This is a genomic window from Halomonas alkalicola, from assembly GCF_030704205.1.
Lineage (GTDB): Bacteria > Pseudomonadota > Gammaproteobacteria > Pseudomonadales > Halomonadaceae > Halomonas > Halomonas alkalicola.
Genome location: NZ_CP131913.1, coordinates 1,631,889 through 1,658,375 on the forward strand (window position 1 = coordinate 1,631,889; position 26,487 = coordinate 1,658,375).

The following is a 26,487-nucleotide window of genomic DNA, read 5'->3' on the forward strand; positions in this document are numbered from 1 at the left end:
CTCAGCGGCAGAGCCGGAAGCCGCGCATGCCGAAGTGGAAGTGGTCGGCGTGGGCCTGATTGTAATCCGGCCCCAGCACGTTGCCGAAGAGGTCGCAGGCGCCGTCCCGGGCCTCGCGCAGGAACTCACCTCGCTCTCCCTCGTCGTCCCAGTGGTCGATCAGGCGGATCTCGCGCCCGTCGGCCAGCCGGAAGGCGGCCACGTCCAGCGCCTCGGCGGTGGCGTGCTCGCTGGGCCGCCCCTGCTCCCGGCCGTAGACGTTGCGGCAGGCGAAGCTGCCCAAGTGCTCCACTCTCGCCACGCGGCTGCCCAGCACCGATTCCGCGGCGGGCTGCAGGCGCTGGCGCTCGAAGAGCGTCCAGGCAAGCGCCAGCGGGCAGCTCGCCACGAAGCTTGCATTGAAGTCGACGCCGCTGGCCTCCAGGCGCACCACGTTGGCCAACGGGCAGCCCGCCACGGGCTCATGGTCCTCGAGAGGCGTGAACGAAAGCTCGCCCTCCGGCGCCGTGGCCAGGGCCGCCAGGCACCCCTCGCGGTCGTCGGCCAGGCGACGCAGCTTCCACTGCGTCACCGGGGTGAGGGGGTCATCGATGTGGAGCGGCTCGGCGGGGTGCCAGTGCCGCGGGATCAGCGCCTCGAACTGCCACCAGGCCAGCGCCAGGGCGCCGGCCAGCAGGATCAGAAGCAGCAGGCCCCGCATGTCCTACCGGGTCACCAGGGTCAGGAGCAGGGCCGTGGCGCCCACCACCAGCGCCACCACCACGGCGATATCCACCAGGCGGTCGAGCCAGCGATCGAGCCAACGACCGAGCCCAGTCCCGCCGGGCAGGCGCTGGCCACGCCGTGGCTGGCGTCGTCGGGTGGCCCCGCGGCGGGGGGCGCGGGCAGTGAGCAGAAGCGACATGGTCGAAGTCCGTTTTCACCATTTCCCTGAGCTTACGGCCTGCGCCGCCGCCAGGCCAGTGGCGGCGACGCCAAGGACGCCGCCACTGCCCGCCCCCACGCGTCGCTACATCCCCTCGCGGCGGTTGATGCGGCGGTTGACCACGTTGGGCGCGCGGCGCAGGCGCTCCTCCTCGCCCAGCAGCTCCGCCTCGAAGGCGTCGGCGCCCACCGGGGTCTCGCCGTGGCGGCGATAGAGCTGGGTAAGCATCGCGCGGCGGTCGGCGCGCAGCTCGCGCACCAGCACCACCACCATACCGTAGAGGATGAAGGTGAAGGGGAGTGCCGCGAGCACCGAGGCCGACTGCAGCCCGGTGAGGCCGCCGGCGGCGATCAGCGTCAGGCAGATCGCAGCGATCAGCACGCCCCAGATCACCCGCTTGTAGAGCGGCGGGTTGATGGAGCCGTTGTCGGTCATCTGGGCCACGATGTAGGAAGCGGAATCCGCCGAGGTCACCAGGAAGATGAAGATCAGCATCATCGCCACCACCGAGAGCAGGCCGCTGAAGGGCATCAGGGCGAACATCTCGAACAGCGCCACGGTGATGTTGGCCTGGGTGGCCGCGGCCAGCCCCACGTCGCCATTGAGCTCCATGTTGAGCGCCGCGCCGCCGAACACGCCGATCCACAGGCAGGCCAGCAGCGGCGGCACGATCAGCACGCCGAACACGTACTGCTTGATGGTGCGGCCGCGGGAGACCCGCGCCACGAAGGTGCCCACGAAGGGCGACCAGGCGATGACCCAGGCCCAGTAGAAGATGGTCCAGCTGCTCGCCCAGGTATTGTCCGAGTAGGGGGAGATGCGCAGGCTCATGCCGATGAAGTTCTGCAGGTAGTCGCCGATCCCCAGGGTGATGGTCTCGAGGATGGCCACCGTGGGGCCGGTCACCAGCACGTAGAGCATCAGGCCGATGCAGAGCACCATGTTGAGGTTGGAGAGGCGCTTGACCCCCTTGTCCAGGCCCGACCAGGTGGAGGCCATGTAGGCCAGGAACATCACGAAGAGGATCAGAAACTGCCACAGCACCGACTCCGGCAGGCCGAAGACGGCATTGAGCCCGCCGTTCATCTGCAGCACGCCGAGACCCAGGGAGGTCGCCACCCCCATCACCGTGGCCACCACGGCGAAGATATCCAGGGCCGGGGCGTAGCGGCGCGCCCTGGGATGCTTGGCGGTCACCGAGGAGAGCACCGAGGAGACGAGCCCGGCCTGCCCCTTGCGGAACTGGAAGTAAGCGATGATCAGTCCTACCACCGAGAAGGCCGCCCACTGGTGGATGCCCCAGTTGAAGTAGGCGTACTGGATGGCGTAGCGGGCCGAGTCGGTGGTCTCGGCCGGCACGTCGCCGTAGGGCGGGTCGATGTAGTGGAACATCGGCTCGGCCATGCCGTAGAAGACCAGGCCCACGCCGAAGCCGGCGGCCAGCAGCATGCTGACCCAGGAGAAGAAGCTGTAGCTCGGGGTGCTGTCCTGGGGGCCGAGGCGGATCTTGCCGTACTTGCTGAAGGCCAGGCCCAGCAGGAAGATCACGAAGCCGAATACGGAAAAGAGATAGAACCAGCCGAACAGCTGAGTCACGCCAGCCAGGGCGGCACTGGCGGCGCTGCCGAAGCCCTCGGGGAAGGCCGCCCCGACCGCGACGAGCGCCAGGATGATGAGTGCAGAGACGGTAAAGACCGTCTTTCCTCCATGGTCTGCCATCAGAGAGTCCTTTTGTGAAGGAGTTGTACAATAAATACTCTACCAGCCTGGCCCAGCATTACCATGGCGACGCTCGTGGCCACCACCGCCTCTCGGCCAGGCCAGCGGCGCGGCACACTCGACCTGGAGGATTGCACGGCGGTCCGGCGGCCCCCATGGTAGGCTTCATCAGCAGGCTAACATTCTGGAGGAACCATGCCCCGTCTCGCCGACACGCCTCTCTCCGTACTCGATCTTGCCCCGACCCGCGAGGGTGGCAGCGCGGCGGACAGCTTCCGGGAGAGCGTCGCCCTGGCGCAGCTGACCGAGCGGCTGGGCTACACCCGCTTCTGGCTCGCCGAGCACCACAGCATCGAGGGCATCGCCAGCGCCGCCACCGCCGTGCTGATCGGCCACGTGGCGGGCGCCACCCGGCGCATCCGGGTGGGCAGCGGCGGCATCATGCTGCCCAACCACCCGCCCCTGGTGATCGCCGAGCAGTTCGGGACCCTGGAGACCCTCTACCCCGGACGCATCGATCTGGGCCTGGGCCGCGCCCCGGGCTCCGACGGCGCCACCATGGCCGCCATGCGCCGGGATCCCTATGCCGGCGTCGAGGACTTCCCCCAGCGGCTCGAGGAGCTGCAGGGCTTCCTGGATGACGAGCGGCCCGGCCAGCGGGTGCGTGCGGTGCCCGGCCAGGGCACCAAGGTGCCGATCTGGCTGCTCGGCTCCAGCGGCTACAGCGCCCAGCTGGCCGCTCGCCTGGGGCTGCCCTTCGCCTTCGCCGCCCAGTTCGCCCCGGGCTACCTGTTCGAGGCACTGCGCCTCTACCGCGACAACTTCCGACCCTCCGCGGTGCTAGAGCGGCCCCACGCCATGGTCGGCCTGCCGGTGATCGCCGCCGAGAATGACGCCATGGCCGAGTATCTCGCCACCACCGCCCGTCAGAAGTTTCTGGGCATGATCCGCGGCCAGCGTACCTGCGCGAAGCCGCCGGTGGAGCATCTGGCGATGACGCCCCTGGAGGAGAGCCAGCTGCAGCAGTTCCTGGGAGCGGCCATCGTCGGCGGCCCCGAGACCGTGCGCGATGGGCTGGAGGCCTTCCTCGCGCAGACCGGCGCCGATGAGCTGATGCTCAATACCGATGTGTTCGCCCTGGAGGACCGCCTGAGAAGCTACGAAATCGTCGCCGAGGTGTGGCGTTCATGACCGAACCGGCCGCGTCTCGATCGGGGGTCGGCCATCTGGTCGAGGGCTTCCGCCGCATGGCCCCGCTGTCGCTGTTCGTCATCGTCTTCGGGCTCGCCTTCGGGGTCGCGGCCCTGCAGCAGGGGCTATCCGGCCTGGAGACCCTGCTGATGAGCGGCCTGGTGTTCGCCGGCGCCGCCCAGTTCGCCACCCTCGAGCTGTGGGACGACAGCATCCCGCTGGTGCCGCTGGTGGCCATCACCCTGGCGATCAACGCCCGCCACCTGCTGATGGGCGCCGCCTTCTACCCCCACCTGCGCGAGCTGCCTGCCGGACGGCGCTACGCCAGCCTGATCCTGCTCAGCGATGCCAACTGGGCCATGGCTATGAGCGGCGGCTCCCCGGCGGCACGCCTGGGCATCCTGGTGGGCGGCGGGCTGGCGCTGTGGATCACCTGGATGATCGGCACCGGTCTCGGCGTGGCCTTCGGCAGCGGCATCGGCGAGCCCGAGCGCTTCGGGCTCGACGCCATCATGGGCTGCTTCCTGCTGGCCATGCTGGTGGGTGACAAGCGCGACCCCGGGGTGCTGCTGCCCTGGGGTGCCGCGGCCATCGCCGCCCTGGCGGCGATGGCCTGGCTGCCGCCCCACGCCCATGTAATCGTCGGGGCCCTGGCCGGCGGCCTGGTGGGCCTGCTGCTGCCTCCCGCGGCCAAGGAGAGGAGATGATGACCCTGACGGCCGCCAACGGCGGCGTGCTGCTGGCCATTCTGATCATGGCGCTGACCACCTACCTGACCCGCGCCGGCGGGGTCTTCGTGATGGCCCGGGTGCCCATCGGCCCGCGGGTGGAGCGCTTCATCAACGCCATGGCCGGTTCGGTGCTGGTGGCGGTGATCACCCCCATGGCCGTGAACGGCGACGGCGGCGCCCGGATGGCGCTGATCGCCACGGCCGTGGTGATGCTGGCGCTGCGCAAGCCGCTGCCGGCGATCACCGCCGGCATCCTCACCGCCGCGCTGTGGCGCCTGGTCGCATCCTGATTCCTCCTCGGAACGAAGCGCCCCGCGCGCTTTCCAAGGGGCAGCCCTTTGCGGGGCACCATGTCCTGCGGCGCCGTGCGCCGCCCAACGGAGAGAGTGATGTCCGATTCCCGAGGTCCCGATCAGGACCCGCGCCGAGACTTCCAGCACAACGTCGCCTGGCGCACCGCCCAGGCGTGGCAGCAGCGCGCCCGGCAGCGGCGCAGCGGCGGCCTGCTGGACAGCCTGAAGATGCTGCTGGCCTGGCTGCTGTTCGGCGCCATGATGATCGTCGCCATGGTGCTGGGGCTCTTCTTCCTGCTGCTCGGCTGGGCGCTGATGCCGCTGCTGCGCTACCGGCTGAAGAAGCGCATGGAGAAGATGCGCGCCGACCAGGCCGAGGACGTCGGCAGCGGCTTCCACTACCGGGAGACCCGCTACCGCGAGACCCGCGGCGCCGACGGCAGCTACCGCGAGCAGCAGGTGCTGGAAGGGGACTATGTGGTGAAGGGCGACGAGGCCAGGGGCGATGACCCGGCCCAGCGCGAGCCCCGCCGCGACTGACACCCGGCCTCAGCCGGGCTGGCGCATCACCGCCTCCAGGGCGGCGAGATAGCCCTGGCTGCCGAGCCCCGCGATCACCCCGTCGGCGCGCAGCGAGACGTAGGAGTGGTGGCGAAAGCTCTCGCGCTGGTGGACGTTGGAGAGGTGCACCTCTATCACCCTCCCCTCGAAGGCGTTGAGAGCATCGAGGATCGCCACCGAGGTATGGGTGTAGGCCGCCGGGTTGATGATGATGGCGGCGGTGCCATCGAGGCGTGCCGCCTGGATCCAGTCGATCAGCTCTCCCTCGTGGTTGCTCTGCCGGCAGCTGACCTCCCAGCCCTCCAGCGCCGCCCGCTCATAGAGCCCGTTGTTGATGTCCTCGAGGGTCTCGTGGCCGTAGATCTCCGGCTGCCGGGTACCCAGCAGGTTGAGGTTGGGGCCGTGCAGTACCAGTATCTTCTTCATCGGGAATCCTTGCTCCGTCAGTCCTTGTCGAAATCGATCTTGTCGGGCTCGCCCTGTGGCGGCTCAAGCAGCCGCTGCCAGGCCTCGATCACCACCCGGCGGTGGTCCTGGAAGGCGTCGCTGCGTCCCCGGGCGGGCTCGCGGGTCAGCGAGGCGCGGTGGGCACTGCTGCGCAGGGCCAGATAGGCCTCGCGCAGGCGCTGGCACTCCTTGGCCGGGAGGCGCTCGGCGGCCTCCAGGGTCTCGAGGATGCGCATGTTGTCGCTCCACTGCAGAAGCTCCGGGGCCTCGTGACCCATCGCGAGCACGGCGTACTGGCAGAGGAACTCGATATCGACCATGCCGCCGGGGTCGTGCTTGAGGTCGAACTCCCCCTCCCCGCTCTTGCCGCCCAGGTGGTCGCGCATCTTGTGGCGCATCTTGACCACCTCCTCACGCAGCGCCTCGGCGTCGCGTTCACGACCGAGGACCTCGCGCCGGATGGCGTCGAAGCCCTCGACCAGGCGCGGATGCCCCGCCACCACCCGGGCACGCACCAGCGCCTGGTGCTCCCAGGTCCAGGCATCGCGACGCTGGTAGTCGGCGAAGGCGGCCAGCGAGCTGACCAGCAGCCCCGAGTTGCCGGAGGGGCGCAGGCGCATGTCCACCTCGTAGAGGGTGCCGGCGGGAGTCACCGCGGTGAGCAGGTGGATGATGCGCTGCCCCAGCCGGGTGAAGAAGACGGCGTTGTCCAGGGGGCGCTGGCCATCGGTGCTGCCCTGGGTGGCGCCGTCGTGGATGAACACCAGGTCCAGGTCCGAGCCGTAGCCCAGCTCGATGCCGCCGAGCTTGCCGTAGCCGACGATCAGGAAGTCTGGCTCGGCTCCGGCGCGGCTGCCGTCGGCCAGCTCCGGGACGCCGTGCTTGCGGGTCAGGTGCTTCCAGGCCATGGCCAGCACCGCCTCGAGGATCACCTCGGCGATATAGGTGAGGTAGTCGCTCACCTTCATCAGGTGGCGGGTACCGGCAATGTCGGAGGCGGCCACGTGCAGGGTCTGGGCGTGCTTGAAGACCCGCAGCGCCTCGAGCTGGGCCTCCTCGTCCTCCTCGGGAATCCGCGCCAGGGTCTGGCGCAGCTCGTCGGCGAGGCGCGCCTTGTCGGCGGGGGTGTAGAGGGTCTCGGGGGTGAGCAGCTCGTCGAGCAGGATCGGGTAGCGGGCCAGCTGCTCGGCGATCCAGGGGCTCGCCGCGCAGAGCGTCATCAGGTGGCCCAGCGCCTCGGGGTTCTCGCGCAGCAGCGCCAGGTAGGCGGTGCGCCGCAGCACCGCCTCGATCAGCGGCAGCACCCGCTCCAGCGCCGTGTCGGGCGCCTCGCTCTCGGCCACGGCGTCGAGCAGCAGCGGCATCAGGGCCTCCAGGCGCTCGAAGCCGATGCGCTGCATGGTCTGGACCTGGCGGGAGTGGTAGAGCGAGGCGATCCGCCGTGCCGCGGTGGCACTCTCCGCGAAGCCGGCCTCCTCCAGCAGCACGCTGACCTCCTCCTCGTCGAGCTCGCCGCGCCACAGCGCCCGCCACTGCTCCAGGGCGATGCCGCCGGCCGCCTCCTCCGACGCCTCCTCGACCTCCTCTTCGGGGTCGGCGATCACCGCATCGAAGTGCTGGCGGATCCGGGCGCGGACCTCGTCGAGCCTGGCCATCAGCGCCGGCCAGTCCTCCATGTCCAGGGCCAGGGCCACCCGCTCGCGGTCGAGGTCATCGTCGGGCAGGCTCTGGGTCTGGCGATCCTCCAGCGCCTGCAGCGCGTGTTCCAGGTCGCGCAGGAAGACGTAGTCCGGGATGAGCTCCTCGACCACCGCGACGGGCAGCAGGCCCAGCGCCGGCAGCCGCTCCAGGGCGCTCTTCAGCGAGGTGACCTGGAGCTCGGTGTCGCGCCCGCCGCGAATCAGCTGGAAGGCCTGCACCACGAACTCCACCTCGCGGATGCCGCCAGGGCCGAGCTTGATGTTGCCCTCCATGCCCTTGCGGCGCACCTCGCGGTTGATCATGCCCTTGAGCTCGCGCAGCGACTCGATGGCCCCGAAGTCGAGGTAGCGGCGATAGACGAAGGGGCGCAGGCTGGCCAGCAGCTCGGCCCCGGCGTCCAGGTCGCCGGCCACCGGGCGCGCCTTGAGCATGGCATAGCGCTCCCACTCGCGCCCCTGGTCCTGGTAGTAGCTTGCCAGGGAGCTGAAGTTGCCCACCAGGGGGCCTCCGTCGCCCAGCGGGCGCAGGCGCATGTCGACCCGGAAGGCGAAGCCGTCGGCGGTCACCGCATCCAGGGCGCCGATCAGCCGCTGTCCCAGCTTGGTGAAGTACTCCTGGTGCGCCAAGGACTTGCGCCCGCCCTCGGTCTCGCCGTTCTCGGGGAAGGCGAAGATCAGGTCGATATCGGAGGAGAGGTTGAGTTCGCCGGCGCCGAGCTTGCCCATGCCCAGCACCACCAGGCGCTGTTCGCTGCCGTCGCGGCGCAGGGCGGGCCGGCCCCAGCGCGGCGCGAGGAAGCGCTCCAGCCAGGTGAGCGCCCCTTCCAGGCACACCTCGGCCAGGCGCGACACCGCGGCGGCGGTGGCCCACATGTCGGTGCCCTCGGGCCGGGTGAGGTCGCGCCACACGATGCCGGTCATCCGCGCGCGGCGAAAGCGGCGAATGGCGGCCTGCATGGCGGCCTCGTCCTCGGCCGCCTCCAGGCGCTCCTCGAGCCAGTCGCGCAGGCTCTCCGCGTCGGGGGCGACGTCCAGTTCCCCGCTGGCATCCAGGTGCAGCAGCCACTCCGGGTAGCGCACCAGGGTCTCGGCCACGAACTCCGAGATCGCCAGCACCCGAGCCAGCTGCTCGCGGCGCGGCTCGGAGAGGCCCTGCCAGTCTTCCAGGGGCGACTCGCGCCCGGTCATGCCGGCCAGGTGGTCGGCCTGGGCCAGCGCCTCGGCCAGCCGCTCCCGGGTACGCGTCAGGGGCGCCTTGAGGGGCTCGGGAATATCGATCAGCGGCAGGAAGTCATCGGGCAGGGGCATGGGCGTCTCGAATCCGGGTGGCGAATGCCCCCAGCATAGCGAAGCACGAACGCCATGGGCACCCGGAGCGACGAGCGACTCAGCCGAACAGCTTCTGCCCGGCCAGCAGCAGCCAGGTGAGTCCGGCCAGGGCCAGCGACACCATCACCGCGGCGGAACCCAGGTCCTTGGCGCGTCCGGAGAGCTCGTGGTGCTCGGGACCGATGCGGTCCACCACGCTCTCGATGGCGCTGTTGATCAGCTCCACCACCAGCACCAGCAGGCAGCTGCCCACCAGCAGGACCCACTCCACCGGCCCCTGGCCGACCCACCAGGCCAGCGGCAGCAGCAGTACGCAGAGGGCCAGCTCCTGACGGAAGGCCGACTCATGGCGCCAGGCGGCCTTGAGCCCCTTGAGGGAGTAGCGGGTGGAGTGCACCAGGTGGCGCCAACCGGTATGTCCGGGCTTCATCGGGGGATCCTTTGGGTGGGAGGTGGGCCGCTCAATGGTTGTCGATCATTCGCTCGAGGTCCACCGATAGCGGATCCAGCACCTCGGACCAGCTCAGGTAGGGGGTGCTGCCGGTGCCGTTGACCAGCGCGGTGAACACCCCCCAGCGCCCGCTGCGCGTGCGGAAGTAGCCGCTCACCGCCCGCACCGCCACCGGCTGGTTGAGGGTGCCGGTCTTGAGCATGACGTGGTGCTGGAAGGTCGGCGACCCGCGGCGGATGAAGCGCATCACCCCGTTGCCGGGGGACTGCAGGGTCGCCACGAAGCTCGGGAACAGCGACGGACGGTGGAACATGCTCTCCAGCAGCGCATTGGCGCCACGGGCCGAGGTGCGGTTCTCGGTGGTCAGGCCGCTGCCGCTGAGCAGGGTCACCGGGCCGTGGTCCGGGATGCCGGCCACGAACGCCTCGATGGCCGCACCGCCGAGGCGCAGATCGGCGCGGGGGGTCTCCACCAGGTTCAGGGCGAGGATGTCGGCCATGAAGTTGTTGGAGTAGTTCATCACCCGCAGCAGCAGCTCCTGCAGCGGCTTGCCCTCGACTTCGGCCAGCGACCGGGCGCCGGCAGGCGGCTCGGCCAGGGTGGTCTCGACCCCGCCGCGCACCGCGATGCCGGCCTGGTCGAGCATCGCCAGCAGGGTCCTGGCCATCTGGTCGGCGGGATCGGAGCTGCCCCGGTAGATGTCCCGGGGACGGGCATTGGTGGAGATCTGGCCGCTGAGCACCATGACATCATGGCCGTTGCGGGTGATGCGCTCGGCGCGCAGCTCGGTGCCGCTGTTGTCCGGCCGGGTCTCCACGCGGTTGTCGATCTCGAGAATGGCCGCCTGGCTGTCGCAGCCGGTCACCCGGGCCGGCTGCCCGGAGGCAGCGCCGGGTGCCACGCTGACGCACCAGCTGCCATAGTTGACCCCCGCCGAGGAGAGCAGCGCGCTGTAGGCGTTGGCCGTGCGATCGCGGGCCTGGCAGCGGTCGGTGGTGATGCACTCCACCGGGCCGAAGCGCCACTGGCTGACCAGCAGCCGCCCCTCCACCTCGCGTACCCCGGCCTGGTGCAGGCGCTGTACCAGCCGCCACAGGTCCTCGGTGGTCAGCGCCGGGTCGCCGCCGCCGTCGAGGATCAGGTCGCCCGACAGCACGCCATCGCCGTCCGGGCGCGACTCGGCGAGCAGCCGGGTGGTGAAGCGATGCTGGGGGCCCCAACGATCCAGCGCCGCGGCGGCCAGGTAGCTCTTGGTCACCGACGCCGGCGAGAGCTGGCGATCGGCCTCGATGGCCCCCAGCACCGTTCCCTCATCGATCAGGCGCGCCTCGGCGCTGATCAGGAAGCCCTTGTCGGCCAGCCGGCCCAGCTGGGTGAAGCCCGAGGCCTGGGCAGTCACCGGCAGCAGGCAGGCCAGGAAGAGAAGCAGTTTCGACAGACGACGACACATGGCAACACCGCGGGGTTGGATCAGTAGGGGGATATCAGTGGCTGGATATCGAGGGAGCCAGCGTCACGAGATCGGGACGAGGCCGGGATCATGGGGCAGCTCCACCACCAGCTTCCATAGCGGCTGTCCGCTGACATGGTACTTCTGCTCGAAGGGAGTCAGGAAATCATTCCCCGGCACATGGGGCCCGACCTCGGCCTTGCGGCCGGTGGCCTGGGCCACGGCCAGGGCGAACTCCTCCACATAGAGCCGCCAGTTGGAGCGCAGCTCCAGGCGCCCGCCAAGGGCCAGGATCACCGGAAGGACCGGGTGGCCCTGCCAGCGCATCTTGAGATGGGCCGCCTTGGGGTAGGGATTGGGGTAGAGCAGGTAGTGGCGCACGGGCCGCCAGCCATCGGCCAGCGCCAGGCGCCAGAAGTCCACCAGGTCGGCGCGCACCAGCAGGGCGTTGTCGGGCAGCGGGCCATGCTCGCGGGTCAGGCGGCTCTCGCTGCGATCCACGCCGATCACCGCATGGTTGGCAAAGCGCTCCGCCAGGCGGCGGGTGGAGACCCCCACCCCGCAGCCGGCGTCCAGAATCAGCGGCATGTCGAGCCGCGCGGCACGCCATGTCCGAGCCGCCTCAAAGGCCTGGCGGGTATGTTCTGCCACCGGCTTGCGCAGCGGGTACGCCAGGGCGCGCGTCACACGCCGGCTCAGGTCCTCGTGGGGCCCGGGCTGGTTGGTGACGATGGAACGGGAACTGGCTTGCATGGTGACCTGCCGCGACACGAAACAGGGGGTGATTCTATCAGTCCGGCATGGCCGCCGCATGACCGCCAGAAATGCGAAAAGCCCCGACCATCTCGCGATGATCGGGGCTTTTCTCTATAAGTGCCTGAGGATGACCGGGCCGGCCACCCGGCGGTCGGCGTCCCGGGACTCTCCATGGGGAGACCCCCAGAACGACGAAACCCCAGCCATAGGGCTGGGGTTTCTGAAAAGGTGCCTGACGATGACCTACTCTCACATGGGGAGACCCCACACTACCATCGGCGCTGAGCGGTTTCACTGCTGAGTTCGGCATGGGATCAGGTGGTTCACGCACGCTATGGTCGTCAGGCGAAAAACGGTGAATCATGCTGACGTCGAGACGTCTCGTGCGTATCCGCTGTCATCTGTCATCGACAGACCACTTGGGTGTTATATGGTCAAGCCTCACGGGCAATTAGTATCGGTTAGCTCAACGCCTTGCAGCGCTTCCACACCCGACCTATCAACCAGCTGGTCTCGCTGGGCCCTTCAGGAGGCTCAAGGCCTCAGGGAAGTCTCATCTTGAAGGGGGCTTCCCGCTTAGATGCTTTCAGCGGTTATCCTGTCCGCACATAGCTACCCGGCAATGCCACTGGCGTGACAACCGGAACACCAGAGGTGCGTCCACTCCGGTCCTCTCGTACTAGGAGCAGCTCTTCTCAAACTTCCAACGCCCACGGCAGATAGGGACCGAACTGTCTCACGACGTTCTAAACCCAGCTCGCGTACCACTTTAAATGGCGAACAGCCATACCCTTGGGACCGACTTCAGCCCCAGGATGTGATGAGCCGACATCGAGGTGCCAAACACCGCCGTCGATGTGAACTCTTGGGCGGTATCAGCCTGTTATCCCCGGAGTACCTTTTATCCGTTGAGCGATGGCCCTTCCATACAGAACCACCGGATCACTAGAACCTACTTTCGTACCTGCTCGACGTGTCTGTCTCGCAGTCAAGCACCCTTATGCTCTTGCACTCAATGCACGATTTCCAACCGTGCTGAGGGTACCTTCGTGCTCCTCCGTTACGCTTTGGGAGGAGACCGCCCCAGTCAAAAACTACCCACCACACACGGTCCTCGATCCGGATAACGGACCTGAGTTAGAACGCCAATGATGCCAGGCTGGTATTTCAAGGTTGGCTCCACCCGAACTGGCGTCCGGGTTTCAAAGCCTCCCAGCTATCCTACACAAGCAACATCAGCGTCCAGTGTGAAGCTATAGTAAAGGTTCACGGGGTCTTTCCGTCTAGCCGCGGGTACACAGCATCTTCACTGCGATTTCAATTTCACTGAGTCTCGGGTGGAGACAGCGTGGCCATCATTACGCCATTCGTGCAGGTCGGAACTTACCCGACAAGGAATTTCGCTACCTTAGGACCGTTATAGTTACGGCCGCCGTTTACCGGGGCTTCGATCAGGAGCTTCGCTTGCGCTAACACCATCAATTAACCTTCCGGCACCGGGCAGGCGTCACACCCTATACGTCCGCTTGCGCGTTTGCAGAGTGCTGTGTTTTTAATAAACAGTTGCAGCCACCTGGTATCTTCGACCGCCTCGTGCTCCGGGAGCAAGTCCCTTCACACTAACGCGGCGTGCCTTCTCCCGAAGTTACGGCACCATTTTGCCTAGTTCCTTCACCCGAGTTCTCTCAAGCGCCTTGGTATTCTCTACCTGACCACCTGTGTCGGTTTGGGGTACGGTCCCACTGTATCTGAAGCTTAGAGGCTTTTCCTGGAAGCGTGGCATCGATGACTTCCTGACCGTGGTCAGTTCGTCTCGCCTCTCGGCCTTAGGATCCCGGATTTGCCTGAGATCCCAGCCTACTGGCTTTCACCAGGACAACCAACGCCTGGCTCACCTAGCCTTCTTCGTCCCCCCATCGCAATACAGTGAGGTACGGGAATATTGACCCGTTTCCCATCGACTACGCCTTTCGGCCTCGCCTTAGGGGCCGACTCACTCTGCTCCGATTAGCGTCGAACAGAAACCCTTGGTCTTCCGGCGGGGGAGTTTTTCACTCCCCTTGTCGTTACTCATGTCAGCATTCGCACTCGTGATACCTCCAGCAGACTTCTCAATCCACCTTCATCGGCTTACACGACGCTCCTCTACCGCTCATCCAGAGGATGAACCCGTAGCTTCGGCACCTGGTTTGAGCCCCGTTACATCTTCCGCGCAGGCCGACTCGACTAGTGAGCTATTACGCTTTCTTTAAAGGATGGCTGCTTCTAAGCCAACCTCCTAGCTGTCTGAGCCTTCCCACCTCGTTTCCCACTTAACCAGGGATTTCGGGGCCTTAGCTGACGGTCTGGGTTGTTTCCCTTTTCACAACGGACGTTAGCACCCGCTGTGTGTCTCCCACGCTGCACTCACCGGTATTCGGAGTTTGCCTCGGGTTGGTAAGTCGGGATGACCCCCTAGCCGAAACAGTGCTCTACCCCCGGCGGTGATACGTGAGGCGCTACCTAAATAGCTTTCGAGGAGAACCAGCTATCTCCGGGCTTGATTAGCCTTTCACTCCGATCCACAAGTCATCCAAATCTTTTTCAACAGATCCTGGTTCGGTCCTCCAGTTGATGTTACTCAACCTTCAACCTGCTCATGGATAGATCGCCCGGTTTCGGGTCTATTCCCAGCGACTGGTCGCCCAGTTAAGACTCGGTTTCCCTACGCCTCCCCTATACGGTTAAGCTCGCCACTGAAAATAAGTCGCTGACCCATTATACAAAAGGTACGCGGTCACAGAACAAGTCTGCTCCCACTGCTTGTACGCACACGGTTTCAGGATCTATTTCACTCCCCTCTCCGGGGTTCTTTTCGCCTTTCCCTCACGGTACTGGTTCACTATCGGTCAGCCAGGAGTATTTAGCCTTGGAGGATGGTCCCCCCCCATATTCAGTCAAGGTTTCACGTGCCCCGACCTACTCGATTTCACATGATCAGATTTTCGACTACGGGGCTATCACCCACTATGGCCGCGCTTCCCAGCGCGTTCGTCTAATCAGTCACATGCTTAAGGGCTGGTCCCCGTTCGCTCGCCGCTACTGGGGGAATCTCGGTTGATTTCTTTTCCTCGGGGTACTTAGATGTTTCAGTTCCCCCGGTTCGCCTCCCAACACCTATGTATTCAGTGTGGGATACCCTGCTTATGCAGGGTGGGTTTCCCCATTCAGAAATGCCCGGGTCACAGGTCGTTTGCCACCTCGCCGAGCCTTATCGCAGGCTACCACGTCTTTCATCGCCTCTGGCTGCCTAGGCATCCACCGTGTGCGCTTCATCGCTTGACCATATATAACCCCAGGGGGTCTGATCTGCGATGACAGTTTGACAATTGCCGGATACGCTTGAGACGTATCTCATGTTCTTCCTGAATCTCTCCAGGAAGGAACGTTTGTCAGCATGATTCACATTGTTAAAGAGCAGACTGTCAATCGACAGTCATAAACCGGTCATTGCGAAGTGCAAGGATGGCTTATGACTGCGGATCCGATCAGGTAATGACTGTTGTGGGGGAGGATGGTGGAGCCAAGCGGGATCGAACCGCTGACCTCCTGCGTGCAAGGCAGGCGCTCTCCCAGCTGAGCTATGGCCCCACTGATTACCCAACACTGGGCAATTTTATTCAGACCAAGGCATTTTGTGGCGACGCATAGCCTGCTATGCGAGTCACAAAATAACGCAGGACTGGATAAAATTTGGTGGGTCTGGGCAGATTTGAAACAAACCCCGCGACCTCACCCTTCTCTTCACAGAACTTCCGGGGGTGCGCTCTAACCAACTGAGCTGCCCGGTCGTTCAGAGAATGGTGGGTCTGGGCAGATTTGAACTGCCGACCTCACCCTTATCAGGGGGGTGCGCTCTAACCAACTGAGCTACAGACCCATTGGTCACGCTGGGCCTATACCCAAACAGTCTTTGCTCTGGTCGATCAGGTAATTCATTGTGAGCACTTGCCGCGTGTCGGGACGTCGTCGATAAGGAGGTGATCCAGCCGCAGGTTCCCCTACGGCTACCTTGTTACGACTTCACCCCAGTCATGAACCACACCGTGGTGATCGCCCTCCGAAGTTAGGCTAACCACTTCTGGTGCAGTCCACTCCCATGGTGTGACGGGCGGTGTGTACAAGGCCCGGGAACGTATTCACCGTGACATTCTGATTCACGATTACTAGCGATTCCGACTTCACGGAGTCGAGTTGCAGACTCCGATCCGGACTGAGACCAGCTTTTCGGGATTAGCTCCACCTCGCGGCTTCGCAACCCTTTGTACCGGCCATTGTAGCACGTGTGTAGCCCTACCCGTAAGGGCCATGATGACTTGACGTCGTCCCCACCTTCCTCCGGTTTGTCACCGGCAGTCTCCTTAGAGTTCCCGACATGACTCGCTGGCAAATAAGGACAAGGGTTGCGCTCGTTACGGGACTTAACCCAACATTTCACAACACGAGCTGACGACAGCCATGCAGCACCTGTCTGTGCGTTCCCGAAGGCACCAAGGCATCTCTACCAAGTTCGCACGATGTCAAGGGTAGGTAAGGTTCTTCGCGTTGCATCGAATTAAACCACATGCTCCACCGCTTGTGCGGGCCCCCGTCAATTCATTTGAGTTTTAACCTTGCGGCCGTACTCCCCAGGCGGTCGACTTATCGCGTTAACTGCGCCACAAAGCTCTCAAGGAGCCCAACGGCTAGTCGACATCGTTTACGGCGTGGACTACCAGGGTATCTAATCCTGTTTGCTACCCACGCTTTCGCACCTCAGCGTCAGTGTCAGTCCAGAAGGCCGCCTTCGCCACTGGTATTCCTCCCGATCTCTACGCATTTCACCGCTACACCGGGAATTCTACCTTCCTCTCCTGCACTCTAGCCTGACAGTTCCGGATGCCGTTCCCAGGTTGAGCCCGGGGCTTTCACAACCGGCTTATCAGACCGCCTACGCGCGCTTTACGCCCAGTAATTCCGATTAACGCTCGCACCCTCCGTATTACCGCGGCTGCTGGCACGGAGTTAGCCGGTGCTTCTTCTGTGGGTGATGTCCTTCCTCGAGGGTATTAGCCCCAAGGCTTTCTTCCCCACTGAAAGTGCTTTACAACCCGAAGGCCTTCTTCACACACGCGGCATGGCTGGATCAGGCTTTCGCCCATTGTCCAATATTCCCCACTGCTGCCTCCCGTAGGAGTTCGGGCCGTGTCTCAGTCCCGATGTGGCTGATCATCCTCTCAGACCAGCTACGGATCGTCGCCTTGGTGAGCCATTACCTCACCAACAAGCTAATCCGACATAGACTCATCCGATCATCCGATAGCGCAAGGTCCGAAGATCCCCTGCTTTCTCCCGTAGGACGTATGCGGTATTAGCCTGGGTTTCCCCAGGTTATCCCCCACTACCGGGCAGATTTCTATGCATTACTCACCCGTCCGCCGCTCGCCACCAGGAAGCAAGCTTCCCGTGCTGCCGCTCGACTTGCATGTGTTAGGCCTGCCGCCAGCGTTCAATCTGAGCCATGATCAAACTCTTCAGTTTAAGATCGTATAGTCCTTACCCTTCAAAGAAGGAAGCGGACCAAACTTGGCTCAAGGTTCAAACGTTCTCAAAAAGATCCGAAGATCTTTGACGAGTCGCTTGCCTTGATGTTTCAGTGACTGGTCACCGACACATCGACAAGCGCCCACATGAATTACCTGATCGATTGTTAAAGAGCGGCTCCCGTCTCGACATTCGAGTGGAGCGTCTCGCTTGCTGTCGTGTGAGAGTGAACTCTCTGTCGCCAGCGCCCTGCGAGGAAGGCGCATTCTACCGATTCGCTTCAGCGTGTCAAGCGGCGATTGGCGGTGCGTGGCACCCCGTCCGATTTTCGCTGACTGCCCGCCTCATCTTGCCGAGGCGCTGCGAATAGAGCCCTCAGCGAGCCCTGCAGAACAAGTGGTGCGCATTCTAGCGAATCCGCGGTGAGTGTCAAGCGAGAAGATTTTCGAAACTTTCAAAAATCTCAAGCAGAACAAGCACTTCTACCACCTTTCACCGCCTGCAACCTTGCTGGTCACCGGCAGCGGATGCGTACTTTACGGCTTCCCCCGGCCCGGGGCAAGCCCTCTGTGTAAAAAAGTTTCAGGATGATGGCAGAGCGGCGAATCGGGGGGGAGTCAGTACATCGCCCCGAACTATCCACAGCGCCGCGGCGGAGGGGGTTGTGGATAGATGGGCGATCGGAAACGACTGCACCCGCACTTGGGCGGGCGCTGTGATCATGAGGCGGTGGTAGTCAGCCGGCGGGGGGCGCGTTCTTCATCTTGCGCATCACGGCCATCACCGGGCCGGAGGCCACGTAGGCCCCGAACAGCAGCAGCAGCATCACCGAGGGCTGCATCGAGATCACCACGAAACCGAGCACGATGGCCAGCAGCACCACGAAGGGCACCGGCCCCTTGAGGTCCACCTCCTTGAAACTGTAGTAGCGGATATTGCTGACCATCAGCACGCCGGCGGCGGCCACGATCAGCAGCATCAGCAGCTTGAAGCCGAAGGCCTCGGCATCGAAGCTGTGGAAGGTCCAGATGCTGGCGGCCACCAGCGCCGCCGCCGAGGGACTGGGCAGGCCGATGAACCACTTCTTGTCGACGCTGCCGATCTGCACGTTGAAGCGCGCCAGGCGCAGCGCGGCACAGGCGACGTAGAGGAAGGCCACCACCCAGCCGGTTTTGCCGATGTCCTGGAGAATCCAGGTGAAGGCCACCAGCGCCGGCGCCGCCCCGAAGGAGAGCATGTCAGAGAGACTGTCATACTCGGCGCCAAAGGCGCTTTGGGTGTTGGTCATGCGCGCCACCCGGCCATCCAGGCCGTCGAGCACCATGGCGATGAAGATCGCCACCGCCGCTGCGGTGAAGTCGCCGTTGATGCCGGCAACGATCGCGAAGAAGCCCGCGAACAGGGCCGAGGTGGTGAAGAGGTTGGGCAGCAGATAGATTCCCTTGCGGCGAACCTTCTTGCCATCCTCCACGGCCTCCTCGATCACCTCGGTCTCGCGCACGAAGGCCGCCGCCAGATCCTCCTCGGCCGGGGGCACCCGCTCGGGTGACGCCTGGGCGTCCGGCTCGGCATCCGGCCGGGCAGGGTCGTGATCGGTAGTACGGGGGTCCTGACTCATGCGTCTCGTCCATAGCCGAAATGAAGGCGCCGCGAGGGCGCACCCTCATTCTACACGCCCGACACGCCCCCACAACGCCACGCATCGGCTCGGCCCCACAATGAAAGAGGGCGCGGATGCCCGCGCCCTCTTCGTCTGTCCGACAACCGATCGGGATCAGTTCTTGGACTTGTCCACCAGCTGGTTGGCGGCGATCCACGGCATCATGCCGCGCAGCTTGGCACCCACGATCTCGATCTGGTGCTCGGCGTTCAGGCGGCGACGCGCCGTCATCGACGGGTAGTTGCTGTTGCCTTCCTGGATGAACATCTTGGCGTACTCGCCGGTCTGGATGCGCTTGAGAGCGTTGCGCATCGCCTCGCGAGACTGCTCGTTGATCACCTCGGTGCCGGTCACGTACTCGCCATACTCCGCGTTGTTGGAGATGGAGTAGTTCATGTTGGCGATGCCGCCCTCGTACATCAGGTCGACGATCAGCTTGAGCTCGTGCAGACACTCGAAGTAGGCCATCTCGGGGGCATAGCCCGCCTCGGTCAGGGTCTCGAAGCCGGCCTTGACCAGCTCGACGGCGCCGCCGCACAGCACGGCCTGCTCACCGAACAGATCGGTCTCGGTCTCATCCTTGAAGGTGGTCTCGATGATGCCGCTGCGGCCACCGCCGACGCCGGCAGCGTAGGAGAGCGCCAGCTCCTTGGCGGAGCCGGAGGCGTCCTGGTGAATGGCGATCAGGTCGGGGATGCCGCCACCCTTGACGAACTCGGAGCGCACGGTGTGGCCCGGGGCCTTGGGCGCGATCATGATCACGTCCAGGTCCTTGCGCGGCTCGATCTGGTTGTAGTGGATGTTGAAGCCGTGGGCGAAGGCCAGGGTGGCACCCTGCTTCAGGTTCGGCTCGACCTCGTTCTCGTAGATCGCCTTCTGATTCTCGTCCGGGGCCAGGATCATCACCACGTCGGCGGTCTTGCACGCCTCGGGCACGCTGGCGACCTTGAGGCCGGCGGCCTCGGCCTTGGCGGCGGAGGAAGAACCGGCGCGCAGGGCGACGGTGACGTCGACGCCGGACTCCTTCAGGTTGTTGGCGTGGGCGTGGCCCTGTGAGCCGTAGCCCACGATGGTGACCTTCTTGCTCTGGATGAGGGAGAGGTCGCAATCCTTGTCGTAGTAAACGTGCATGGTCGTGCTCCTGGAACGTCGATGAATGTGGGTGTCAGCGTTGATGGCCACCCGCCCCGTCTGACGCGGGACTGGGTTCGCGGCATCCGATGGGGACACCATACGCCAGCCCTACCATTGCGTAAAACGCGATATTTGCAACGTGACATGCCAGATCATGCAATACTGACCTCATGGACATGCGCCCCCTCAAGCACTTCCTCGCCCTGGCCGACAGCCTGCACTTCGGCCGCGCCAGCGAAACCTGCCACGTCAGCCCCTCGACCCTCTCCCGCTCGATCCGCCAGCTCGAGGAGAGCCTGGGGGTCACGCTCTTCGAGCGCGACAACCGTCACGTGGCCCTGACCCGCCAGGGCGAGACCTTCCAGGCCTACGCCCGAGAGGCCCTCGAGCAGTGGGAACAGCTGCGGCTCTCGCTGCAGAGCGAGGCGCTACGACTCACCGGGGAGATCAGCGTCTACTGCTCGGTGACCGCCAGCTACAGCTTCCTCTACGCGCTGCTCAGCGAGTTTCGCACCCACCACCCCGGCATCGAGCTCAAGCTGCATACCGGCGACCCCGCCGAGGCCATGGCGCGGGTGCTGGCCGGCGAGGAGGACATGGCGATCACCCCCCGCCCGCGACGCACCCCCGAGGCGCTGGCCTTCAAGTCGCTGACCCGTGCGCCGCTGGTGTTCATCGCGCCGCGGGAGGCCGCCCCGTGGATTCCCTCTACCCCGGAGTCGCCCAGCGCCGAGCAGTGGCGGGAGGTGCCGATGATCCTCTCCGAGGCGGGCCTCTCCCGGGAGTTTGCCGACACCTGGTTCAAGGCACTGGGGGTGGCGCCACGCATCTACGCCCAGGTGGCGGGCCACGAGGCGATCGTCAGCATGGTGGGGCTGGGATTCGGCATCGGCGTGGTGCCGAAGATCGTGCTCGACAACAGCCCGCTCCAGGAGCGGGTGCGGGTGCTGCCGGTAAAGCCGGAGCTGCCCCATTACGACGTGGGCCTCTGCGTGCTGGAGCGACGCCTGAGAAGCCCGCTGATCCAGGCGCTATGGGATGAGGTGATCGAGCGCTGAGGCTCTCCCCGAAAACAGCAAGGCCGCCCCTCGGGGCGGCCTTGGCGGTCTGGCAACCGTCCGATCTACAGCGACAGCACCTTGTCGCCGCGGGCAATACCGGAAACCCCGGTACGCGCCACCTCCAGGATGCCCACCGGGGCCATGGCCTGCAGGAAGGCGTCCAGCTTGCCGGCATCGCCGGTGATCTGCACGGTGTAGAGGCTCGGCGACACGTCGACGATCTGCGCGCGGAAGATATCCACGGTGCGCTTCACCTCGTCGCGGGCCGCGCCCAGCGCCTTGACCTTCACCAGCATCAGCTCGCGCTCGATGTGGTTGCCCTCGGTGAGGTCCACCAGCTTGACCACGTCGATCAGCTTGTTGAGGTGCTTGGTGATCTGCTCGATCACCCGGTCATCGCCCACGGTGGTGACGGTGAGACGCGACAGGGTCGGCTCCTCGGTGGGCGCCACGTTCAGCGTCTCGATGTTGAAGTTGCGCTGAGAGAAGAGCCCCACCACGCGAGACAGGGCGCCCGGTTCGTTTTCCATCAGAATCGAGATGATATGGCGCATCAGGTCCGCTCCGTCTTGGAAAGCAGCATGTCACGCATGGCGCCCAGGGGCACCTGCATCGGATAGACGTGCTCGTGCGGGTCGACCGCCACGTCGAGGAACACCAGCTCGTGCTTGTCGGCCAGGAAGCGCTCCAGGGCCGGCTCGAGCTCGTCGAGGGTCTCGACCTTCAGCGCGGTGAAGCCATAGGACTCGATCAGTTTCTGGAAATCGGGCAGTGACTCCATGTAGGAGTGGGCATGGCGGGACTTGTAGTTCAGGTCCTGCCACTGGCGCACCATGCCGAGCGAGGCGTTGTTCAGGTTGATGATCTTCACGCCCACCCCGTACTGCTTACAGGTGGAGAGCTCCTGCATCATCATCTGGAAGCTGCCCTCGCCGGTCACGCAGACCACCTGCTCTTCCGGGAAGTTCTGCTTGATGCCCATGGCCGCCGGGAAGCCGAAGCCCATGGTGCCGAGGCCGCCGGAGGTGATGAAGCGGTTGGGCTTGTCGAACTTGTAGTACTGGGCGGCAAACATCTGGTGCTGCCCCACATCGGTGGTGACATAGGCCTCGCCGCGGGTCACCCGGCACAGCGCCTCGACCACCTCCTGAGGCTTGATCTTCTCGCCGGACTTAGAGGGCTCGTAGAGCTTGCCCGCACGCTCCTCGCGCCAGCCGTCGATCTTCTGCCACCACTCGGCCAGGGCCTCGGGGTTGGCGATCTCCTTGCCCTGTACCAGGCTGATCATCTCGCTGATCACGCTGCCGGCCGGTCCCACGATGGGCACGTCGGCGCGCACCGTCTTGGAGACCGAGCTCGGGTCGACGTCCACGTGGATGATCTTGGCCGTGGGGCAGAACTTGGAGGTGTTGTTGGTGACCCGGTCGTCAAAGCGCGCGCCGATGGCGATGATCAGGTCGGCATGGTGCATGGACATGTTGGATTCATAGGAGCCGTGCATGCCCAGCCAGCCCAGACACTGCCTGTCGCCCTGCGGGTAGGCGCCGATGCCCATCAGGGTGGTGGTGATCGGGAAGCCCAGCTGCTTGACCAGATCGGTGAGCCCTTCGCTCCCCCGCCCGGTGACCACCCCGCCGCCGGTATAGAAGACCGGGCGCTTGGCCTTGAGCATCATCTCCACGGCCTTCTTGATCTGGCCGGTGTGCCCTCGGGTGACCGGGTTGTACGAGCGCATCTTGACCTTCTTCGGGTAGACGTACTCGTAGCGCTCGGTGGGGGCGGTCATGTCCTTGGGAATGTCCACCACCACCGGGCCGGGGCGACCGGTAGAGGCCAGGTAAAAGGCCTTCTTGAGGACTTCGGGGATCTCGGTCGGATGCTTGATCGAGAAGCTGTGCTTCACGATGGGGCGTGTCACGCCGATGATATCGGTTTCCTGGAAGGCGTCATCGCCGATCAGGTGGCTCATCACCTGGCCGCACAACACCACCATCGGGATCGAGTCCATGTAGGCGGTGGCGATGCCGGTGACGGCGTTGGTGGCGCCGGGACCGGAGGTGACCAGCACCACGCCGGGCTTGCCCGAGGCGCGCGCGTAGCCGTCGGCGGCGTGGGTGGCCGCCTGCTCGTGGCGCACCAGGATGTGCTTGACCTTGTCCTGACGGAACAGGGCGTCGTAGATGTGCAGCGCCGCCCCGCCTGGATAGCCGTAGATATATTCGACGCCCTCATCCTGCAGGAAGCGGGCGATCATGTCCGCGCCGGAAAGCAGTTCCACGTTGTGTTTCTCCCCTGGAGGTCTCGAGTGCGATCCGCGCCCGAAGCGGGCGCGGGGTCGAGTGCGGCGGTATGCCGCTGCCGGACATGCCGGCACCTGATGCCAAACCCTGGCAGTTAAAGACCCTGTTGGGGCCTGCACTCTCATCGCGGCGGATCGCCGCGTCGGGGCGTTGGCCGGGACGGGCGGTTGGCCCGTGCCCGGAAGTCCTTCGGCGGGTAGAGGCCCTCTGGCCTACCCATCGCGCGGGGATGAGGGGGTTGCCCGCAGAGTTCCGCGCCCGCAAATCAGGAAGGGCCAAGATTCCATTAGCGACGCAACGGTGTCAACCGCATAAAAAGTGTGAGAGTGGCGAGGGGCATGGGCATAAAAGAGCCCGCCGGGTTGAACACCGGGCGGGCAAGGGGGTTACAGGACGCAACCTGACCTCAGTGTAGACCGTCGCCGGGCTCGCACCCGGCCGGCCGCGTAACGCTTTGTACGCCTCAGCTCTGGAACACCAGCTGGGTGCCCTCGGCCTCCACGTGGATGACATCTCCCGGGAGGAACCTGCCGGCCAGCAGGTCCTGGGCGAGCGGGTTCTCGAGCCGCGCCTGGATCGCCCGCTTGAGCGGGCGGGCGCCGTAGACCGGGTCGAAGCCCACCACGGCGAGCTGCGCCATGGCCGCATCGCTGACCTCGAGGCCGAGGTCGTGCTCGGCCAGCCGCGCACGCAGCCGCGCAAGCTGGATGGCGGCGATGGCCTGGATCTGCTCCTGGCCCAGGGCGTGGAACACCACGACCTCGTCGATGCGGTTGATTAGCTCGGGGCGGAAGTGGCTGCCCACCACCTCCATCACCATCTCCTTCATCTGCTCGTAGTTCTTGTCGACGTTGGACTCGTCGCCGCCCAGGCGCTGGATGATCTCCGAGCCCAGGTTGGAGGTCATCACGATCACAGTGTTGCGGAAGTCCACCGTGCGGCCCTGACCGTCGGTCAGCCGGCCATCCTCGAGCACCTGCAGCAGGATGTTGAAGACGTCCGGATGGGCCTTCTCCACCTCGTCGAGCAGCAGCACCGAGTAGGGCTTGCGGCGCACCGCCTCGGTCAGGTAGCCGCCCTCCTCGTAGCCCACGTACCCGGGGTGTGCGCCGATCAGCCGCGCCACCGAGTGCTTCTCCATGAACTCCGACATGTCGATGCGCACCATCGCCTCCTCGGTGTCGAAGAGGAAATGGGCCAGCGCCTTGCACAGCTCGGTCTTGCCCACCCCGGTGGGGCCCAGGAACAGGAAGGAGCCGTTGGGGCGATTGGGGTCGGCGAGCCCGGCCCGGGAGCGCCGCACGGCGTTGGCCACCGCGGTCACCGCCTCCTCCTGGCCTATCACCCGCTCGTGGAGCGCCTCCTCCATGCGCAGCAGCTTGTCGCGCTCGCCCTCGAGCATCTTGGCCACCGGGATGCCGGTCCAGCGCGAGACCACCTCGGCGATCTCCTCCTCGGTGACGTTGGAGCGCAGCAGCTGGTGACGGGTAGTGTCGGCCTCGCCCTCGCCGGCCTCACTGATCTTCTTCTCGAGCGCCGGGATCACCCCGTACTGGATCTCGGACATCCGCGCCAGGTCGCCCTGGCGGCGCGCCTGCTCCAGCTCGACCCGGGCGCGCTCGAGCTCGTCCTTGAACTGGGCCGCCCCCTGAATGCTGGCCTTCTCGGCCTTCCAGATCTCCTCGAGGTCGGCGTACTCCCGCGAGAGCGCCTCGATCTGCTCCTCGAGGACCTCGAGGCGCTTCTTCGAGGCCTCGTCGGTCTCCTTCCTGAGGTGCTCGCGCTCCATCTTGAGCTGAATCAGCCGACGATCGAGACGGTCCATCTCCTCGGGCTTGGAGTCGAGCTCCATGCGGATGCGCGAGGAGGCCTCGTCGACCAGGTCGATGGCCTTGTCGGGCAGCTGGCGGTCGGTGATGTAGCGTGCCGAGAGCTTGGCCGCGGCGATGATGGCGCCGTCGGTGATATCGACGCCGTGGTGCACCTCGTAGCGCTCCTTGAGGCCGCGCAGGATCGCCACGGTATCCTCCTCGCTGGGCTCATCCACCAGCACCTTCTGGAAGCGCCGCTCGAGCGCCGCGTCCTTCTCGATGTACTGGCGGTACTCGTCCAGGGTGGTGGCGCCCACGCAGTGCAGCTCGCCGCGGGCCAAGGCCGGCTTGAGCATGTTGCCGGCGTCCATGGCGCCCTCGGCCTTGCCGGCACCCACCATGGTGTGCAGCTCGTCGATGAAGAGGATCACCCGGCCCTCCTCCTGGGCCAGCTCCTTGAGCACCGACTTGAGGCGCTCCTCGAACTCGCCGCGGAACTTGGCGCCGGCCAGCAGCGCGCCCATGTCCAGCGACAGCACGCGCTTGTTCTTGAGGCCCTCGGGCACCTCGCCGTTGACGATGCGCTGGGCCAGGCCCTCGACGATGGCGGTCTTGCCCACGCCGGGCTCGCCGATCAGCACCGGGTTGTTCTTGGTGCGCCGCTGCAGCACCTGGATGGTGCGGCGGATCTCGTCGTCGCGGCCGATCACCGGGTCGAGCTTGCCGCTGGCGGCGCGCTCGTTGAGGTCCAGGGTGTACTTCTCCAGCGCCTCGCGGCTCTCCTCGGCGTTGGGATCATCGACCCGCTCGCCGCCGCGCACGCCGTCGACGGCGGCCTCCAGCGACTTGCGAGTCACCCCCGCCTGGGTCAGCAGCCGGGTGACCGCGTGCCCCATCTCGAGGGCGGCCAGCAGCACCAGTTCGCTGGCGATGTACTGGTCGCCCCGCTTCTGGGCCTCGCGGTCGGTGAGGTTGAACAGCTTGATCAGCTCGCGGGAGGGCTGCACCTCGCCGTCGAAGTGGGCGACCTTCGGCAGGTCGTCGAGGTGGCCCACCAGGGCGTCGCGAAGCCGGGCGGCATCGCCGCCGGCCTTCTGGACCAGCGCCTTCACGCCGGTATCGCGGGCATCCAGCAGCGCCAGCAGCAGGTGGCCGGGTTCCAGCTGGTTATGGCCGCGGCCAACCGCCAGGGACTGGGCATCCGCCACGGCGCTCTGCAGCTTGGCGGTGAACTTGTCGAAACGCATGAGAACTTCCTCCATCGGGGTGGCGAGGCGGTCGGACGCCCCGCTCGGCCCGGTCAATTCGTCTTGACACACTCAATGGAGTCAGGCTGGCCGGCTTTCAAGTCGGCCGCCAGGGGAAGCACGTGGCAAGTTGACGCGGATCAAGGCACAAGGAGTCGC

The 26,487-nt window shown here is 65.4% G+C and carries 18 protein-coding genes, 2 tRNA genes and 3 rRNA genes; 5 read left to right on the forward strand and 18 right to left on the reverse strand.

The window, feature by feature from the left end:
* Position 1 precedes the first annotated feature (1 nt).
* From B6N23_RS07740 to B6N23_RS07750, 3 genes are all read right to left on the reverse strand, one after another.
* A complete protein-coding gene (locus B6N23_RS07740; RefSeq protein ID WP_305503447.1) occupies positions 2–700 on the reverse strand; it encodes an extensin-like domain-containing protein in 699 nt (232 codons plus the stop codon).
* A 3-nt stretch (positions 701–703) separates the two neighbouring features.
* Positions 704–904, reverse strand: a complete 201-nt coding sequence (locus tag B6N23_RS07745; RefSeq protein ID WP_305503449.1) for a hypothetical protein — start codon at positions 902–904, stop codon at positions 704–706.
* A 105-nt stretch (positions 905–1,009) separates the two neighbouring features.
* Positions 1,010–2,644: a BCCT family transporter gene (locus tag B6N23_RS07750; RefSeq protein WP_305503451.1), complete on the reverse strand. Its 1,635-nt coding sequence runs from the start codon at positions 2,642–2,644 to the stop codon at positions 1,010–1,012.
* Positions 2,645–2,839: 195 nt separating this feature from the next.
* On the opposite strand from B6N23_RS07750, the gene B6N23_RS07755 reads away from it, so the two are divergent.
* The 4 genes from B6N23_RS07755 to B6N23_RS07770 all read left to right on the forward strand — a co-directional run bounded on the left by B6N23_RS07755 (position 2,840) and on the right by B6N23_RS07770 (position 5,399).
* A complete protein-coding gene (locus B6N23_RS07755; protein ID WP_305503453.1) occupies positions 2,840–3,835 on the forward strand; it encodes an LLM class flavin-dependent oxidoreductase in 996 nt (331 codons plus the stop codon).
* Complete coding sequence (locus tag B6N23_RS07760; protein ID WP_169957358.1) at positions 3,832–4,542, forward strand: AzlC family ABC transporter permease; 711 nt, start codon at positions 3,832–3,834, stop codon at positions 4,540–4,542. Before B6N23_RS07755 ends, B6N23_RS07760 begins: the two co-directional genes overlap by 4 nt.
* Positions 4,542–4,856: an AzlD family protein gene (locus B6N23_RS07765; protein ID WP_119023717.1), complete on the forward strand. Its 315-nt coding sequence runs from the start codon at positions 4,542–4,544 to the stop codon at positions 4,854–4,856. The genes B6N23_RS07760 and B6N23_RS07765 overlap by 1 nt, the downstream gene beginning before the upstream one ends.
* 99 nt (positions 4,857–4,955) lie before the next feature.
* Positions 4,956–5,399 (forward strand): hypothetical protein, encoded by a 444-nt coding sequence (locus tag B6N23_RS07770; protein WP_169957355.1) that lies wholly within the window; start codon positions 4,956–4,958, stop codon positions 5,397–5,399.
* A 9-nt stretch (positions 5,400–5,408) separates the two neighbouring features.
* Here the strand turns inward: B6N23_RS07770 and aroQ are convergent, their stop codons facing one another.
* From aroQ to ilvC, 12 genes are all read right to left on the reverse strand, one after another.
* Positions 5,409–5,846 (reverse strand): type II 3-dehydroquinate dehydratase, encoded by a 438-nt coding sequence (gene aroQ, locus B6N23_RS07775; RefSeq protein ID WP_305503456.1) that lies wholly within the window; start codon positions 5,844–5,846, stop codon positions 5,409–5,411.
* A gap of 17 nt (positions 5,847–5,863) precedes the next feature.
* Positions 5,864–8,875 (reverse strand): bifunctional [glutamate--ammonia ligase]-adenylyl-L-tyrosine phosphorylase/[glutamate--ammonia-ligase] adenylyltransferase, encoded by a 3,012-nt coding sequence (gene glnE, locus B6N23_RS07780; RefSeq protein WP_305503458.1) that lies wholly within the window; start codon positions 8,873–8,875, stop codon positions 5,864–5,866.
* 79 nt (positions 8,876–8,954) lie between these two features.
* Positions 8,955–9,326 carry a diacylglycerol kinase gene (locus tag B6N23_RS07785; protein ID WP_305503461.1) on the reverse strand — a complete coding sequence of 124 codons (372 nt, stop codon included), beginning with the start codon at positions 9,324–9,326 and terminating at the stop codon, positions 8,955–8,957.
* A gap of 31 nt (positions 9,327–9,357) precedes the next feature.
* Positions 9,358–10,797 carry a D-alanyl-D-alanine carboxypeptidase/D-alanyl-D-alanine endopeptidase gene (dacB, locus tag B6N23_RS07790; RefSeq protein WP_305503476.1) on the reverse strand — a complete coding sequence of 480 codons (1,440 nt, stop codon included), beginning with the start codon at positions 10,795–10,797 and terminating at the stop codon, positions 9,358–9,360.
* Positions 10,798–10,860: 63 nt separating this feature from the next.
* Positions 10,861–11,550 carry a tRNA (guanine(46)-N(7))-methyltransferase TrmB gene (gene trmB, locus B6N23_RS07795; protein ID WP_305503478.1) on the reverse strand — a complete coding sequence of 230 codons (690 nt, stop codon included), beginning with the start codon at positions 11,548–11,550 and terminating at the stop codon, positions 10,861–10,863.
* Between the two features lie 233 nt (positions 11,551–11,783).
* Positions 11,784–11,899 (reverse strand): 5S ribosomal RNA (gene rrf, locus B6N23_RS07800).
* 84 nt (positions 11,900–11,983) lie between these two features.
* A 23S ribosomal RNA gene (locus B6N23_RS07805) occupies positions 11,984–14,877 on the reverse strand.
* 230 nt (positions 14,878–15,107) lie between these two features.
* Positions 15,108–15,183, reverse strand: a tRNA-Ala gene (locus B6N23_RS07810).
* 210 nt (positions 15,184–15,393) lie between these two features.
* Positions 15,394–15,472 (reverse strand) — tRNA-Ile (locus tag B6N23_RS07815).
* A gap of 93 nt (positions 15,473–15,565) precedes the next feature.
* A 16S ribosomal RNA gene (locus tag B6N23_RS07820) occupies positions 15,566–17,112 on the reverse strand.
* Together the 16S, 23S and 5S rRNA genes with 2 tRNA genes alongside form the textbook arrangement of a ribosomal RNA operon.
* Positions 17,113–17,851: 739 nt before the next feature.
* Entirely contained in the window at positions 17,852–18,733 is an 882-nt protein-coding gene (gene pssA, locus B6N23_RS07825) for a CDP-diacylglycerol--serine O-phosphatidyltransferase (RefSeq protein WP_110070880.1), read from the reverse strand.
* Positions 18,734–18,889: 156 nt separating this feature from the next.
* Positions 18,890–20,008, reverse strand: a complete 1,119-nt coding sequence (ilvC, locus tag B6N23_RS07830) for a ketol-acid reductoisomerase (RefSeq protein ID WP_379686934.1) — start codon at positions 20,006–20,008, stop codon at positions 18,890–18,892.
* 71 nt (positions 20,009–20,079) lie between these two features.
* On the opposite strand from ilvC, the gene ilvY reads away from it, so the two are divergent.
* A complete protein-coding gene (gene ilvY / locus B6N23_RS07835) occupies positions 20,080–20,967 on the forward strand; it encodes an HTH-type transcriptional activator IlvY (protein ID WP_110070878.1) in 888 nt (295 codons plus the stop codon).
* A 65-nt stretch (positions 20,968–21,032) separates the two neighbouring features.
* On the opposite strand, the gene ilvN is transcribed toward ilvY, so the two are convergent.
* The 3 genes from ilvN to clpB all read right to left on the reverse strand — a co-directional run bounded on the left by ilvN (position 21,033) and on the right by clpB (position 26,328).
* A complete protein-coding gene (ilvN, locus tag B6N23_RS07840) occupies positions 21,033–21,524 on the reverse strand; it encodes an acetolactate synthase small subunit (protein ID WP_110070877.1) in 492 nt (163 codons plus the stop codon).
* Positions 21,524–23,248 carry an acetolactate synthase 3 large subunit gene (locus tag B6N23_RS07845; protein ID WP_305503483.1) on the reverse strand — a complete coding sequence of 575 codons (1,725 nt, stop codon included), beginning with the start codon at positions 23,246–23,248 and terminating at the stop codon, positions 21,524–21,526. Before B6N23_RS07845 ends, ilvN begins: the two co-directional genes overlap by 1 nt.
* A 485-nt stretch (positions 23,249–23,733) precedes the next feature.
* Positions 23,734–26,328: an ATP-dependent chaperone ClpB gene (clpB, locus tag B6N23_RS07850; RefSeq protein WP_305503484.1), complete on the reverse strand. Its 2,595-nt coding sequence runs from the start codon at positions 26,326–26,328 to the stop codon at positions 23,734–23,736.
* Between the last annotated feature and the right edge of the window lie 159 nt (positions 26,329–26,487).